We start from the raw sequence: 12979 nt of genomic DNA on the forward strand, positions 1-12979 counted from the left end.
AACCGCACATGGTGAGCAGAGACAAAGTGATCTGGTCGGAGGGCATGTTCCTGCGGCCGCAGCATTTCCAGCAGTTTGAACGCCATATGCTGCACGCCGCGCAGCAGCGCGCAGCCATGCTCCAGGGATGCTTGTGGGGCTTTGGCCAGCTGTCGCTGGACCGCGACGCGCTGGCGATCGGCAAAGTGGCGGTGACCAGGGCGCAAGGCGTCATGCCCGACGGCACGCCTTTTGATTTCTCGCATCCGGACGCGGCGCCCGCGGCGTTCGAAGTGCCGGCGCAGACGCGCGGCGCGCGCGTCGTGCTGGCCCTGCCGCGCGTGCGCGCCGGCGCTAGCGACGTCATCTACGAAGGCGAGGAAGACACGTTGGCGCGCTATCTGGTGCACGAAGCCGAAGTGGAAGACAGCGGCTCCGTGGCTCTGGAACCCGTCCTGATGCAGCTTGGACGCTTGCGGCTGCGGTTGATGCTGGAAGACGAACTTACCGACGACTGGCTGGGCCTGGGGGTGGCGCGCGTGCTGGAGCGGCGTTCGGACAACCGGGTGGTGCTGGACGAAGGCTATGTGGCGCCGTGGCTGGCGGCGGGCGAGCATCCGGTCTTGCGCGGCTTCGTCGATGAACTGCAGGGGCTGCTCGACGCGCGCAGCGAGGCGCTGGCCTCGCGCCTGTCGCAGCCCGGCCGCGGCGGCGTTTCCGAGGTGTCGGACTTCATGCTGCTGGAGACCGTCAACCGCTACATGGGTTCGATCTGGCATGCGCGGCAGCTTCCGGCGCAGCATCCCGAACGCCTGTTCCACGACTGGCTGATGCTGGCCTGCGACCTGGCCACCTTCACGTCCGCCACGCGGCGGCCCGGCGTGCTGCCGGACTACGTGCACGACGATCTGCAGGGCAGCTTCACGCCGTTGATGAATGAGCTGCGCCGATCGCTGTCGGCCGTGCTGGAGCAGCGCGCCTTGCAGATACCGCTGCAGGACCGCGGCCAGGGCGTGCGCGTGGCGCAGATCCAGGACGCGGAACTGTTGCAGTCGGCCGGCTTCGTGCTGGCGGTGCATGCGGACATGGGCGTGGAGACCGTGCGGGCGCGCTTTCCGGCGCAGGTCAAGATCGGTCCGGTGGAGCGCATCCGCGACCTGGTGCACCTGCAATTGCCGGGCGTCGGCGTGCGCGCGCTGCCCGTGGCGCCGCGGCAGATTCCGTACAGCGCCGGACACGTCTATTTCGAACTGGATAAGAGCGGCGAGTTCTGGAAGCAGCTGGAGCGCACCGGCGCGCTCGCGTTGCATCTGGCGGGCGATTTTCCCGGGCTGACGATGGAGTTCTGGGCGCTGCGCGACTGAGCGCGGCCAAACCAGGCGGAGACAACTATGCATGCTTCGGATCACACGCTGGCCGGCCCCCCGGGCGGCATCGGCGAAGGCGCCGCCAATACGGCGGGCAGGCTGCGGCCTCACGACTACGTCATCAGCGGCGCCAATCCGCTGGTGGCGGCGGCGAACCCGCTGCTGGACCTGATTCCGCAGATCCGCGCCACGGCGACGCATCCCTCGCCCGCGATGCTGCGCGAGCACTTGCTGGACGAGGTGCGTCAATTCGAGCTGCGCGCGCAGCAGGCGGGCATCCCCAACGAAACCATACTGGGTGCGCGCTATTGCCTGTGCACGGCGCTGGACGAGGCGGCGGCGCTTACGCCATGGGGCGGGGGCGGCGTATGGTCCGCGCACAGCCTGCTGGTCACGTTCCACAACGAGACCTGGGGCGGAGAGAAGTTCTTCCAGCTGCTGGCCAAGCTGTCGCAGAATCCGGGGCAGCACCTGGATCTGCTGGAATTGCTGTATTACTGCCTGCTGCTGGGTTTCGAGGGACGCTATCGCGTCATCGACAACGGCCGTTCGCAGCTGGAAACGCTGCGCCAGCGCCTGTTGCGCATCCTGCGCGGCGCGCGCGGCGACTATCCGCTGGCGCTGTCTCCGCATTGGCGCGACGAGCCGGCGCAGACGCCATTGCGCCGCCTGCCGGTGCCGCTATGGGTGTTCGGCGCGTTGGCTGCCGTCCTGGCGCTGGCCTTGTATTGGGGCCTGGGTTGGCGCCTGGGCAGCGAATCCGACGCCGTGTTCGCGTCCATCGCCAAGCTGCGTCCGCCGACCGTACAGATCGCCCCGACCACCGTGAAGCGGCCCGCGCCCGCGCCGCGGCTGGCGGTGTTCCTGGCGCCCGAGATCCGCGACCAGTTGGTCACCGTGCGCGACGAGGTGGACCGCAGCGTGGTGGTGCTGCGGGGCGACGGCGTATTTGAATCCGGCGCCAGTTCCGTGCGCGACCAGTACCTGCCGGTGCTGTCGCGCGTGGCCGACGCTTTGCGCGAGACGCAGGGCAGCATCCTGGTGCGCGGCTACTCCGACAACACACCGATGCGCAGCGCGCGCTTTCCGTCCAACTGGCATCTTTCGCAGGCGCGCGCCGATGCGGTCAAGGACATGCTGGAGCAGCGCCTGGGCCAGACGGCCAGGGTGCGCGCCGAAGGCCGCGGTGACGCCGATCCGGTGGCGCCCAACGATACGGCCGCGGGCCGCGCGCTGAACCGGCGGGTGGAGATCACGGTGCTGGTGCCGCCGGTGGCGCACGAGCAGGGAGGACAGGAATGATCTACAGGCTGTTCGGATGGTTCTTCAGCCGCCGCGTGTGGAACTTCCTGGGGCTGGTGGCCCTGGCGGTGCTGATCTGGATCGCGGGGCCTCTCATCGCCATCGGCACGGTGCGCCCGCTGGAAAGCGAAACGGTGCGCATCGCTGTCATCGTGGCGATGTTCGCGATCTGGCTGCTGCGGCTGTTGTGGCGCAAATGGCGCGAAGGGCGCTTGAACGCGCAGCTGCTGAGCCAGTTGCGGCGGCCCAGACCCAAGGCGGAAAAGCCGCTGGAGGAGGCCGCCGGCAACGATGAGATACGCCAGCTGGAAGCGCGCTTTCACGAAGCCGTGGAGCTGCTGCGCAAGACCCGCTTCGAGAGCCGCGGCAGGCGCGGCGCGCTCGACCGGTTCTCCAAGCAGTACCTGTATCAGCTGCCCTGGTACGTGATCATCGGCGCGCCGGGCGCGGGCAAGACCACCGCGTTGGTGAATTCGGGGCTGAACTTTCCCTTGGCCGAACGCTACGGCAAGGTGGCCTTGCGCGGCGTGGGCGGCACCCGCAATTGCGACTGGTGGTTCACCGACGATGCGGTGCTGCTGGACACGGCGGGGCGCTACACCACGCACGAAAGCGATCCGACCGGAGACGAAGAAGAGTGGCGCGGCTTTCTCGGCCTGCTGTCCAAGTACCGCGGCCGCCAGCCCATCAACGGCGCCATGCTCACCGTCAGCGTCGAAGACCTGCTGTCGGCGTCCGACGCGGAGCGCGCGCAGCATGCGGCAGTGCTGCGGCGCCGCCTGCAGGAATTGCGTGAGCAGCTGGGCATCGCGTTCCCGGTGTACGTGCTGGTGACCAAGACGGATCTGTTGTCGGGCTTCGAAGAGTACTTCGCTTCCTTTACCCGCGACGAGCTGGCGCAGATCTGGGGCTTTACCTTGCCGTATGCGCGCGCGCAGGAGCCGGGTTTCGACCTGTATGAAGCCTTTCACGAAGAATATGCGCTGTTGCAGCGGCGCTTGGATGACGCCTTGCCTGAAGTGGTGGCGGCAGAGAGCGATCCGGCGCGGCGCGCGCTGGCCTACATGCTGCCGCAGCAGTTCGCGGGCCTGCAGGCCATCCTGGGCCATTTCCTGAGTGACGTGTTCGCGACCTCGAAGTTCGAGGCGCGCGTGATCCCGCGAGGCGTCTACTTCACCAGCGGCACGCAGGGCGGAGAGACCTTCGACCAGGTGACTGGCCATCTGAAGCGCTACCTGCGCATCGACGGCGGCGCCGCGCCCGCGGCCAGCGTGCCGGGCGAGGCGGAAGGACGCAGCTACTTCCTGAAGAACCTGCTGCAGGACGTCATCTTCCGCGAGGCGGGCCTGGCCAGCCGCAACCTGCGCTGGGAACGCCGCTATCGGCAGCTGCACTGGGCGGGGTACGGCCTGGTGACGGCGGCCTTCCTGGCCCTGGTCGCGGGCTGGGCCATGAGCTATCGCAACAACGCCGATTACGTGGAAGAAGTGGCGCGGCGGGTGCCGGCGGTGGAGAAGCTGAGCCGCGACATCAAGATCACGCGCACCGGCGACCTGTTGGGGCTGATGCCGTTCCTGGACAGCCTCTGGTACCTGCCCCAGCACGAGGGCTTCGAGATCGACAATCCGCCGCTGAGCTATCGCTATGGCCTCTACCAGGGCCAGAAGCTGCGGGCGGCGGCGCAGGGCGTGTACGGCAATACGCTGGACCAGGTGCTGCTGCCGCAGGTGGCGCGGCGTGTCGAGACGGCCCTGCGCGACGCCTCGGCCAGCGACCTGGAGTATTCCTACGAGGCGCTGCGGGCCTACCTGATGCTGTACGAGGCCGAGCGCTACGATGCGGAGTTCATGCATGCGTGGCTGCTCTCGGACATGCAGGCCACCCTGCCTGAAGGCTACACGCGGCGCCAGTACGAACAGCTGTCGCTGCACCTGCGCAACCTGACGCAGAGCCACGTGCTGGCCTCGCCGTTTCCCAAGGACGACGCGCTGGTGGCCCAGGCGCGCGAGAAGCTGGCACGCTACACGCTGGCGCAACGCGCGTACAGCCGGCTGCGCCGTACCCTGGCCAACGCCGATGCGGCGCCCGAGATCACGGTGGTGACGCTGGGCGGCGCGCAGGCCAGCGCCGTCTTCGTGCGCAAGAGCGGCAAGCCGTTGAGCCAGGGCATTCCCGCGCTCTACAGCTATCGCGGCTATTGGGACGTCTTCAACAAGCGCGTGACCGGCGTGGCCGAGGTGTTGCGTTCGGATGATGCGTGGATCCTGAACATCCCATTGCACAGCCAGCTGGACCAGACGGCGCAACGCCAGCTGGTGGTGGACATCAAGCGCTTGTACATGAACGATTACGTGGCGCAGTGGGACGGCTATCTGAACGATATGCAGCTGGCGCCCAGCAAGTCGCTGCTGCAGAACATCCAGATGGCGCGCACCTTGTCCGCGCCGGAGTCGCCGCTGGTGCAGCTGGTGCGCGGCGTTGCGCGAGAAACCTCCTTGCTGCGCGATACCGGCAAGGATGACCGCTCGCTGGTGGACCAGGCGCGCGACCGCGTCAGCAGCACGCGCGAGGCGCTGGAGCAGATGTTCGGGCCAACCGGACCCGGCGCGGCCATGCGGGCCGACGCCACGGACGAGAAGCTCGAGCGCATCGTGGACCAGCATTTCGAGCCGTACCGCCGGCTGGCCGAAGGCGAGGGCGCGGCGGCCGGCGCCACCTCGCCGATCGCCGCCACCACCGGCCTCATCAACGAGCTCTATACCTACCTGACGGCGGCGGATGCGGCCTTGCGCAGCGGCAGCCCCGCGCCCAGCTCGGATTCCGTGACCAAGCTGCGGGCCGAGGCGGGCCGCTTGCCGGGGCCGCTGCGCGACGTGCTCAATGCGCTATCGGTGAACGCGTCCGGCGAGGTGTCCGACGTGGCCCGCGCGCGCATGGGCGAGACCGTGTCCGCCACCATCGGCATGTTCTGCGGCCAGTCGGTGGCCGGACGCTATCCGTTTTCGAGCCGTTCGGCGCGCGACGTGGCGCCCAACGACATGGCGCGGCTGTTCGGACCCAACGGCCTGATGGACGACTTCTTCCAGAAGAATTTGGCGAACCAGATCGACGTTTCCGGACAGCGGTGGCGCTTCAAACCGGGCATCGACGGCAAGTCGGGGGAGAACTCCGCCACGCTGGACGCGTTCCAGCGCGCGGGCGTGATCCGCGACGTGTACTTCATGGCAGGCAACCCCATGCCCTCGTACCGGGTGGCCATCAAGCCCGTGGAAATGGACGCGGGCATTACCCAGTTCGTGATGGACGTGGACGGCCAGGCGGTGCGCTACGCGCATGGCCCGCAGGTGGCGACCACGGTGCAGTGGCCCGGCCCCCGCGGCAGCAACCAGGTGCGCATCGAGCTTACGCCACAGGTCGGGGCGGCGGGCATGACCACGTCCGGTCCCTGGGCGCTGAACCGCATGCTGGACCGCGCCCAGCTGCGGCGCGGGGCCACGCCGGAGGTCACGCTGGCCACATTCGACCTGGGCGGACGCAAGGTGGTGCTGGAGATCACCGCCAGCAGCGTCAAGAGCCCTTTCCATCTGGGCGAGATGCAGGCATTTGCCTGCCCGGGCGCGTCGTGAACAGGACAAGGACATGGAGCTAGCAGTGGAGCGTGGGCGTGTGGGCTGGTACGGCAAGATTCCGGCGGCGGGCGACTTCGTGCACCGGCGCCTGCCGCGTGAGCTGATCACCTGGTGGGACCGCTGGCTGCAGTTCGGGCTGGCGGCGCTGAAGCAGGCGCCAGACATCAATGCCGCGCGCGGCTTCGCGTCGGCGCCCATTTGGAATTTCGCGATTCCGGCCGGGCCGGGCGCGGGCGTCGCACAGCTGGGCTGCATCACGCCCAGCCGCGACCGGGTGGGCCGGGGCTATCCGCTGTGCGTGGTCATGGCCGTGCCGCCCGCGCAATACCACAGCAGCATCCTGGATGGCGCCAGCGACTACTACCGGCAGATCGGCGCCAGCATGCTGGCGGCGGTGCGCCATGGCTGCCCGGCGGAACAGTTCGACCGCAGCCTGCAGCAGGTGCGTACGCCTGCCGCGGCGCCGGGCGCCGCCGCGCCGCGCGGCGGCAGCGACATCATGGACATCCTGAGCGCCGGCCGGGAGCAGGACTCCGCGCCGCTGGCGCGCCGCGCGCTGGGCGCCTGGCCCGATCTGCCGTTCTGCTTCAACCCCAGTTCCCACACCAGCTATTGGTGGACCAACCAGGCGGACGGCGCGGCATTGCAGACCTACATCCATGGCGGCGCGTTGAACGCGACGCTGTTCGCCAGGCTGTTCTCATCCCTGCCGACCTGGCATCCCTGAAACTGCCGGAGGACCGCGCATGCTACGAACTTCAGCTGTGCCGCCTGAGCCGGGCGCGGCAGGCTTCCCGGCCGCTTCAGATGCGGCACGCCTGGACGATATCCTGCGCCTGCCGCCCGGGAGGCTGCGTGAACAGGAGATCCTGCGAGTCGTCGCCGGCTTGTCCGCGTCCCTGGCCGCCATGCACGAAGCCGGCCGGGCGCATGGCGGCATCAGCCCTGATGCCGTGGTCCGTGACGGACAGGATTTTGCCGTCCTGGCGCCGCCTTCCGATGCGGCGCCCGATGATGAAGACGCCGCACGCCATGCCGGTTACGCCGCGTTCGAACAGTACACGGACGATCCGGGCCATTCTTGCGGCCCCTGGACGGACGTGTACGGGCTGGCGGCGCTGGCGTACTTCCTGGCGACGGGCGCGGCCCCGCCAGGCGCGCTGGCGCGCCGCGTGCGCGACGATTGCCTGCCTCTGGATGCATGGCAGCCGGGCGCCTATCGCGCGGCGTTCTGCGCCGCCGTGGACGAGGGCCTGGCGATGGACGAGCAGGCGAGGCCGCGCACAGCCGCGGCGCTTGCTGCGGCGATGGGGGTGATCCCGCCGGCGGTGCCGGCGCCTGCGGCGGCTTCCGTACCCGGTCCGATGGAGGATCCGGAGCCGGACACGGCCGCGCCTTCATTGATGGCGGAGACGCCCGCCGACGAGTTTGACGATCCACCGCCGGCTGCGGCGCGCCTGACGGCGATGCGGCCCGAACACCCGGGGCCGGCGCGGCGCATGCTGCCGCTGGCCGTGGCGGGCCTTCTGCTGCTCGCGGCGGGGGGATATGCATGGCTGCGGCCGGCACAGCCGCCGGTCGAACTGGCTGGCGTGGCGCCGCCCCAACCCCAGCCGCAACCCCAGCCGCAATCGGAGCCACCGTCCCAACCGCCGCCGCAACCCCAGCCGCAGTCGGAACCACAGCCGCAACCCGCGCCCGCGCCGGCTCCACCGGCCTTGCCAGATTCCCCCGCCGCGGCCATTGGCTCTGCCATGCCGTCCGCCGGCCCAAAACCAGAAAGCGCCTCTGAGCCTGAAGCCGCGGCAGCCCCCGCCGCGCCCGTGACCCCGCCGCCTCAGGCGGCGCCCGTCACGGTGCGCGTGGCCGTGCGTCCATGGGGAGAGGTGCTGGTCAATGGCCGCTCGCGCGGCGTCAGCCCGCCGCTGCGCGAACTGTCCCTGCCGCCCGGCCGTTACCAGGTGACGGTGCGCAACGCATCAGCGGGCGACTACCGGATGACCCTGACGGTGGCGGCCGGCCGTCCGGCTTCCATTACGCATGAGTTCGAATGAACGATTGGGTATCGGGCCCGCCTGCGGCGCGCGGTCCGTGCCGCGAGTGGCGGCAGCCCCTCAGGGCAGCGTGGACTCGCCCTTGAGCAGGTCTTCCAGCGTTTCGCGCTGGCGCACGACGTAGTACTTGTCGCCATCGACCATGGCTTCGGCCGCGCGGGGGCGGGCGTTGTAATTGCTGGCCATGGCCATGCTGTAGGCGCCCGCGGACTCCACCGCCAGCAGGTCGCCCTGTTGGATGGCCAGCTTGCGCTGCCGGGCCAGCCAGTCGGCGCTTTCGCAGACCGGGCCGACGATGTCGTATAGGGTTTCGTCGCCCGCGCGCGGATGCACGGGGCGCACGCCGTGGAAGGCTTCGTACAGCGCGGGACGCAGCAGGTCGTTCATGGCGGCGTCGACGATGGCGAAGTTGCGCGCTTCCGAATGCTTCAGGTACTGGACCCGCGTGAGCAGCACGCCGGCGTTGCCCACCAGCGAGCGGCCGGGCTCCAGCACCAGGTGCAGATGGCCGAAGCCGCGCGCGTTCAGGCGTTCGAAGACACGGTCCAGCAGGGCCTGGGGCGAGGGTGGAATTTCATCCGTATAGCGGATGCCCAGGCCGCCGCCCAGGTCCAGATGGGCGATCCGGATGCCGGCCTGATCCAGCTTTTCGATCAGGTCCAGCAGTTTTTCCAGCGCGTCGAAATAGGGACTGATATCCGTGAGCTGCGAACCGATATGGCAGTCCACTCCCACGATTTCCAAGGCCGGCAGCGACTGGGCCAGGCGGTAGACGTCCAGCGCCGACTCGATGGCGATGCCGAACTTGTTCTCCTTCAGGCCGGTGGAGATGTAGGGATGCGTCTGCGCGTCCACGTCCGGGTTCACCCGCAGCGAGACGGGTGCGCGCAGGCCCATGCCATGCGCAATTGTCGATAGCAGGCGTAGCTCGGCTTCGGACTCGACGTTGAAGCACTTGACCTTGGCCGCGAGCGCGGCGCGCATTTCCCAGGCCTGCTTGCCCACGCCGGAAAACACGATCCTGGACGGGTCCGCACCCGCCGCCAGGGCGCGCTTGAGCTCGCCGCCGGAAACGATGTCGAAGCCCGCGCCCAGGCGCGCGAATTCCTTCAGGACGGCCAGGTTGGAATTGGCCTTCATGCCGTAGCAGACCAGCACCGGATGCTGGCCGACGGCGTTGCGGTAGGATTCCCAGGCAGCCTTGAGCGCGGCGCGCGAGTACACGTACAGCGGCGTGCCCAGCTTTTCGGCCAGGTGGTCCAGCGGCACGTCCTCGGCGTACAGGACATTGTTGCGGAACTGGAAGTACGGATGACCGGCCAGTTCAGGCTGCGCGGGGAATCGGGGTGTCATGGCAGCGATGGCGCCGGCGGAATGACCGTCTGCGGCGGTTGCTCCGTACGCGAGGGCGGCTTGCCGTCCGGCGTCGGCATGTACAAGGGACCTTTATACCCGCAGGCGGCAACCATGCCGGTCGCCAGCAGCGTGGCTACAATGCGAAGGACCATGCGGCGAAATGCCAAGTGGAACACTGGGAACTCCTAAATCTTGCAGGCTCGATTATGACCGAAACCGAATTTCTTGCGTTGATCGACCAGGTGCTGAACAGCATCGAAAGCCAGGCCGATGACTGGGCGGCTTCGCTCGATGTCGATGTCGAAACCAGCCGCAGCGGCAATGTGCTGACGATGGTTTTCGAAGACAACACCCACGTGGTGGTGAATAGCCAGGCTGCCATGCAGGAACTGTGGGTCGCGGCGCGCAGCGGCGGCTTCCACTACCGCTACGATGGCCAGCACTGGAACGATACCCGAGGCGGCCCGCAGTTGCCGGACGCCCTGTCGCAGATCTGTTCCGCGGCCGCGGGCGTGCCCGTGACGATACGCCTGTAAAACACCAGGTTCAGGCGAAAAAAAAAAGGCCGGCCCCATGGGGCCGGCCTTGTCATTTGCGCGTCAGAACGGAATCTTCTGGGACCAGGGCGTGTTGCCTTGCGTGCCCACGCCCGGCGCCACCTTGATCTTGGTTTCCTCGCTGGTGCTGCCGTTCAGGCCGTTGAGGAATTCACCCAGCGTGTCGGCCTCGGGCAAGCCCAGGCGCGCCACCGCCTGCCCGGGCGGGAATTCGGAGAAGTAGAACTCGCCGTTTTCGACCAGCAGGCCATCGGGACGGGGGCGCGGCTTCTCTTCGGGCACGCCCTTGAGGACCGTCTGCATGTAATCGACCCAGATCGGCATGGCGACGCCGCCGCCGGTTTCGCGCGAACCCAGGGACTTGGGCTGGTCAAAGCCCAGCCACGCGGTGGCGACCAGCGACGGGGTGTAGCCGGAGAACCAGGCGTCCACCGATTCGTTGGTGGTGCCGGTCTTGCCGGCGATGTCGTTGCGCTTGAGCAGGACGCGGGCGCGCGCCGCGGTGCCGTAGGTGGCCACGCCGCGCAGGATGTCATCCATGACCCAGGCGGTGCGCGGATCGATGGCGCGGGCGGCGGCGTCGCCGGCCACGACCGGCTTGGACTGCATGATGACCTTGCCGCTGCTGTCGGTGACGCGGTCGATCAGGTAGGGCGTGACGCGGTAGCCGCCGTTGGCGAACACCGAGAAGGCGCCGGCCAGCTGCAAGGGCGTGACCGAGCCCGCGCCCAGCGCCAGCGGCAACACGGCGGGCTGGCGGGCCTTGTCGAAGCCGAAGCGGGTCAGGTAGTCCTGCGCGTACTGCGGGCCGATGGCCTGCAGGATACGGATCGACACCATGTTCTTGGACTTGTATAGGCCCTGGCGCAGGGTCAGCATGGGTTCGTACTGGTTGCCGTAGTTCTTCGGGTTCCAGGCCTTGGAGCCGGTCTGCGCGGCCGTCAGTTCGAAGGGCTGGTCCGAGATCTGCGTGCCCGGGGTCAGGCCGCGCTCCAGCGAAGCGGCATAGATGAAGGGCTTGATGTTCGAACCGGGCTGGCGCCAGGCTTGCGTCACGCGGTTGAAGTTGCCGCGGTAGAAGTCAAAGCCGCCGACCATGGCGCGGATGGCGCCATCTTGCGGCGACAGCGCCACGAAGGCCGCCTGCACCGAAGGCAGGTTGATGATTTCCCAGTTGTCGCCGAACTTGCGGATGTAGACCACGGAGCCGCGCTTGATGCGCTGCTCGGGTTTGGCCTTGTCGTTCAGCGCGCGCGCCACGACGCCCAGCACTTTCTTGTCGGTGACCGTGATGATCTCGCGCGAGCTGCGCGCCAGCTTCACTTCGGTGGGGCTGGCCGACAGCACCAGCGCGGTCAGCAGGTCGCCGCTGTCGCTGAACTTGTCGAACACGCCGTCCAGGAATTCGTCGAGCGCCTGCGGATTGTTCTCGGTGCCCGGCGGCAGGTCGAGCTGTTCCTCGGGGCCGGGGTAGGGCGCGCGGCGCGTGTATTCCAGCACGCCTTCGCGCACGGCGCGATAGGCCGCTTCCTGGTCCTTGGACTGCACCGTGGTGTAGATGTTGATGCCGCGCGAATAGACGTTGTCCTGGTACACGTTGAACAACAGCTGGCGCGCCAGTTCCGCCACGTATTCGCCATGGACGGAATAGCCGCCGGCCGGCGTGCCTTCCGCGGACTTCATGACGATGGGCTGGGCCAGCGCCTGTTGGTATTCCGGTTCGGTCAGGTAGCCCAGCGAGTGCATGCGGCCCAGCACGTAGCGCTGGCGCAGCTCGGCGCGCGGACGGTTGGCGATGGGGTTGAAACGCGACGGCGCCTTGGGAATGCCGGCCAGCATGGCGGCTTCCGCGGGCGTGACTTCCGACAGGGGTTTGCCGAAATAGGTGCGCGAGGCGGCCGCGAAACCATAGGCGCGGTGGCCCAGGTAGATCTGGTTCATGTAGAGCTCGAGGATCTGGTCCTTGGTGAGCTCCGACTCGATCTTGAAGGTCAGCAGCAGTTCATAGAACTTGCGCGAATAGGTCTTTTCCGACGACAGGTAGAAGTTGCGCGCCACCTGCATCGTGATGGTGCTGGCGCCCTGCGACTTCGACATGTTGACCAGGTTGGTCAGGCCCGCCCGCACCACGCCCATCCAGTCGATCCCGCCGTGCTGATAGAAGCGGTCGTCCTCGGCCGCCAGCACCGCGGACTTCATGACGTCCGGGATTTCGTTGAAGCGCAGCACGTTGCGGCGCTCTTCGCCGAATTCGCCGATCAGGACGCGATCCGCCGTAAAGACGCGCAGCGGCACCCGGGGGCGGTAGTCCGTCATGGCGTTCAGGTCGGGCAGGTTGGGCCAGGCCAGCGCCAACGCCATCCCGGCCAGCAACACGCCGCACAGGAACAGGCCGGCAAAGAAAATGCCGGTTTTTACGAAGAATCGCAGTATCGGGGAACCGCTCTTGGCGGGCTTGTCTTTCTTGGAGGAATTCTGGGGCTTGCTCATCGCGGCGATTTTACGGGTATCTCCGGGTCCGTCTTGGCACGGGGCACCGGTTTCTGTAACAAAATCGTTCAGTGTGGTAGGCGGGCAACTGGCGGCTGATGTGATAATGCCGTCATGAACTTTTCCGCTAACTCATGTCCGGAGGCTGACCCGGACCCGGCGTCCTCCTGCGAGACGCCCGAAAACCAGCCTTGCGCGATCGAGTGCACAGGCAAGGCCGCCACGCTGCCGCATGACCTGCCGGT

At 67.9% G+C, this 12979-nt stretch carries 9 protein-coding genes; 6 read left to right on the top strand and 3 right to left on the bottom strand.

Features of this window, described 5'->3' with window-relative positions; all coding sequences use genetic code 11:
• The first annotated feature begins 8 nt into the window (after positions 1-8).
• Genes tssK through ACZ5YA_RS23165 form a run of 5 tightly spaced genes read left to right on the top strand, consistent with a single transcriptional unit; the run spans position 9 to position 8331 of the window.
• Entirely contained in the window at positions 9-1343 is a 1335-nt protein-coding gene (gene tssK / locus ACZ5YA_RS23145; RefSeq protein WP_464091280.1) for a type VI secretion system baseplate subunit TssK, read from the top strand.
• A gap of 27 nt (positions 1344-1370) precedes the next feature.
• Entirely contained in the window at positions 1371-2648 is a 1278-nt protein-coding gene (locus tag ACZ5YA_RS23150; protein WP_059379429.1) for a DotU family type VI secretion system protein, read from the top strand.
• Positions 2645-6274, top strand: coding sequence for a type VI secretion system membrane subunit TssM (gene tssM / locus ACZ5YA_RS23155; protein WP_464091281.1), 3630 nt, complete (start codon positions 2645-2647; stop codon positions 6272-6274). The genes ACZ5YA_RS23150 and tssM overlap by 4 nt, the downstream gene beginning before the upstream one ends.
• Before the next feature lie 13 nt (positions 6275-6287).
• A complete protein-coding gene (gene tagF, locus ACZ5YA_RS23160; RefSeq protein WP_059379431.1) occupies positions 6288-7004 on the top strand; it encodes a type VI secretion system-associated protein TagF in 717 nt (238 codons plus the stop codon).
• Positions 7005-7023: 19 nt separating this feature from the next.
• Positions 7024-8331: a serine/threonine-protein kinase gene (locus ACZ5YA_RS23165; protein ID WP_464091282.1), complete on the top strand. Its 1308-nt coding sequence runs from the start codon at positions 7024-7026 to the stop codon at positions 8329-8331.
• 60 nt (positions 8332-8391) lie between these two features.
• Here the strand turns inward: ACZ5YA_RS23165 and lysA are convergent, their stop codons facing one another.
• On the bottom strand, positions 8392-9684 hold the full coding sequence (gene lysA / locus ACZ5YA_RS23170) for a diaminopimelate decarboxylase (RefSeq protein ID WP_059379433.1): 1293 nt from the start codon (positions 9682-9684) through the stop codon (positions 8392-8394).
• Positions 9681-9839 (bottom strand): LPS translocon maturation chaperone LptM, encoded by a 159-nt coding sequence (gene lptM, locus ACZ5YA_RS23175; protein ID WP_191295227.1) that lies wholly within the window; start codon positions 9837-9839, stop codon positions 9681-9683. The genes lysA and lptM overlap by 4 nt, the downstream gene beginning before the upstream one ends.
• 54 nt (positions 9840-9893) lie before the next feature.
• On the opposite strand from lptM, the gene cyaY reads away from it, so the two are divergent.
• A complete protein-coding gene (gene cyaY, locus ACZ5YA_RS23180) occupies positions 9894-10223 on the top strand; it encodes an iron donor protein CyaY (protein ID WP_013396958.1) in 330 nt (109 codons plus the stop codon).
• Positions 10224-10286: 63 nt separating this feature from the next.
• Here the strand turns inward: cyaY and ACZ5YA_RS23185 are convergent, their stop codons facing one another.
• The gene (locus tag ACZ5YA_RS23185; RefSeq protein ID WP_059379435.1) at positions 10287-12734 is read right to left on the bottom strand and encodes a penicillin-binding protein 1A; all 2448 of its coding nucleotides are present in this window, start codon (positions 12732-12734) and stop codon (positions 10287-10289) included.
• Between the last annotated feature and the right edge of the window lie 245 nt (positions 12735-12979).

It is taken from the genome of Achromobacter sp. JCM 18799 (genome assembly GCF_055395645.1).

Bases quoted from the DNA above. Each gene is read 5' to 3' on its own strand.
- tagF (WP_059379431.1), top strand. From the start codon at position 6,288: ATGGAGCTAGCAGTGGAGCGTGGGCGTGTGGGCTGGTACGGCAAGATT.
- ACZ5YA_RS23150 (WP_059379429.1), top strand. From the start codon at position 1,371: ATGCATGCTTCGGATCACACGCTGGCCGGCCCCCCGGGCGGCATCGGC.
- tssM (WP_464091281.1), top strand. From the start codon at position 2,645: ATGATCTACAGGCTGTTCGGATGGTTCTTCAGCCGCCGCGTGTGGAAC.
- ACZ5YA_RS23165 (WP_464091282.1), top strand. From the start codon at position 7,024: ATGCTACGAACTTCAGCTGTGCCGCCTGAGCCGGGCGCGGCAGGCTTC.
- cyaY (WP_013396958.1), top strand. From the start codon at position 9,894: ATGACCGAAACCGAATTTCTTGCGTTGATCGACCAGGTGCTGAACAGC.
- lptM (WP_191295227.1), bottom strand. From the start codon at position 9,839: ATGGTCCTTCGCATTGTAGCCACGCTGCTGGCGACCGGCATGGTTGCC.
- tssK (WP_464091280.1), top strand. From the start codon at position 9: ATGGTGAGCAGAGACAAAGTGATCTGGTCGGAGGGCATGTTCCTGCGG.
- ACZ5YA_RS23185 (WP_059379435.1), bottom strand. From the start codon at position 12,734: ATGAGCAAGCCCCAGAATTCCTCCAAGAAAGACAAGCCCGCCAAGAGC.
- lysA (WP_059379433.1), bottom strand. From the start codon at position 9,684: ATGACACCCCGATTCCCCGCGCAGCCTGAACTGGCCGGTCATCCGTAC.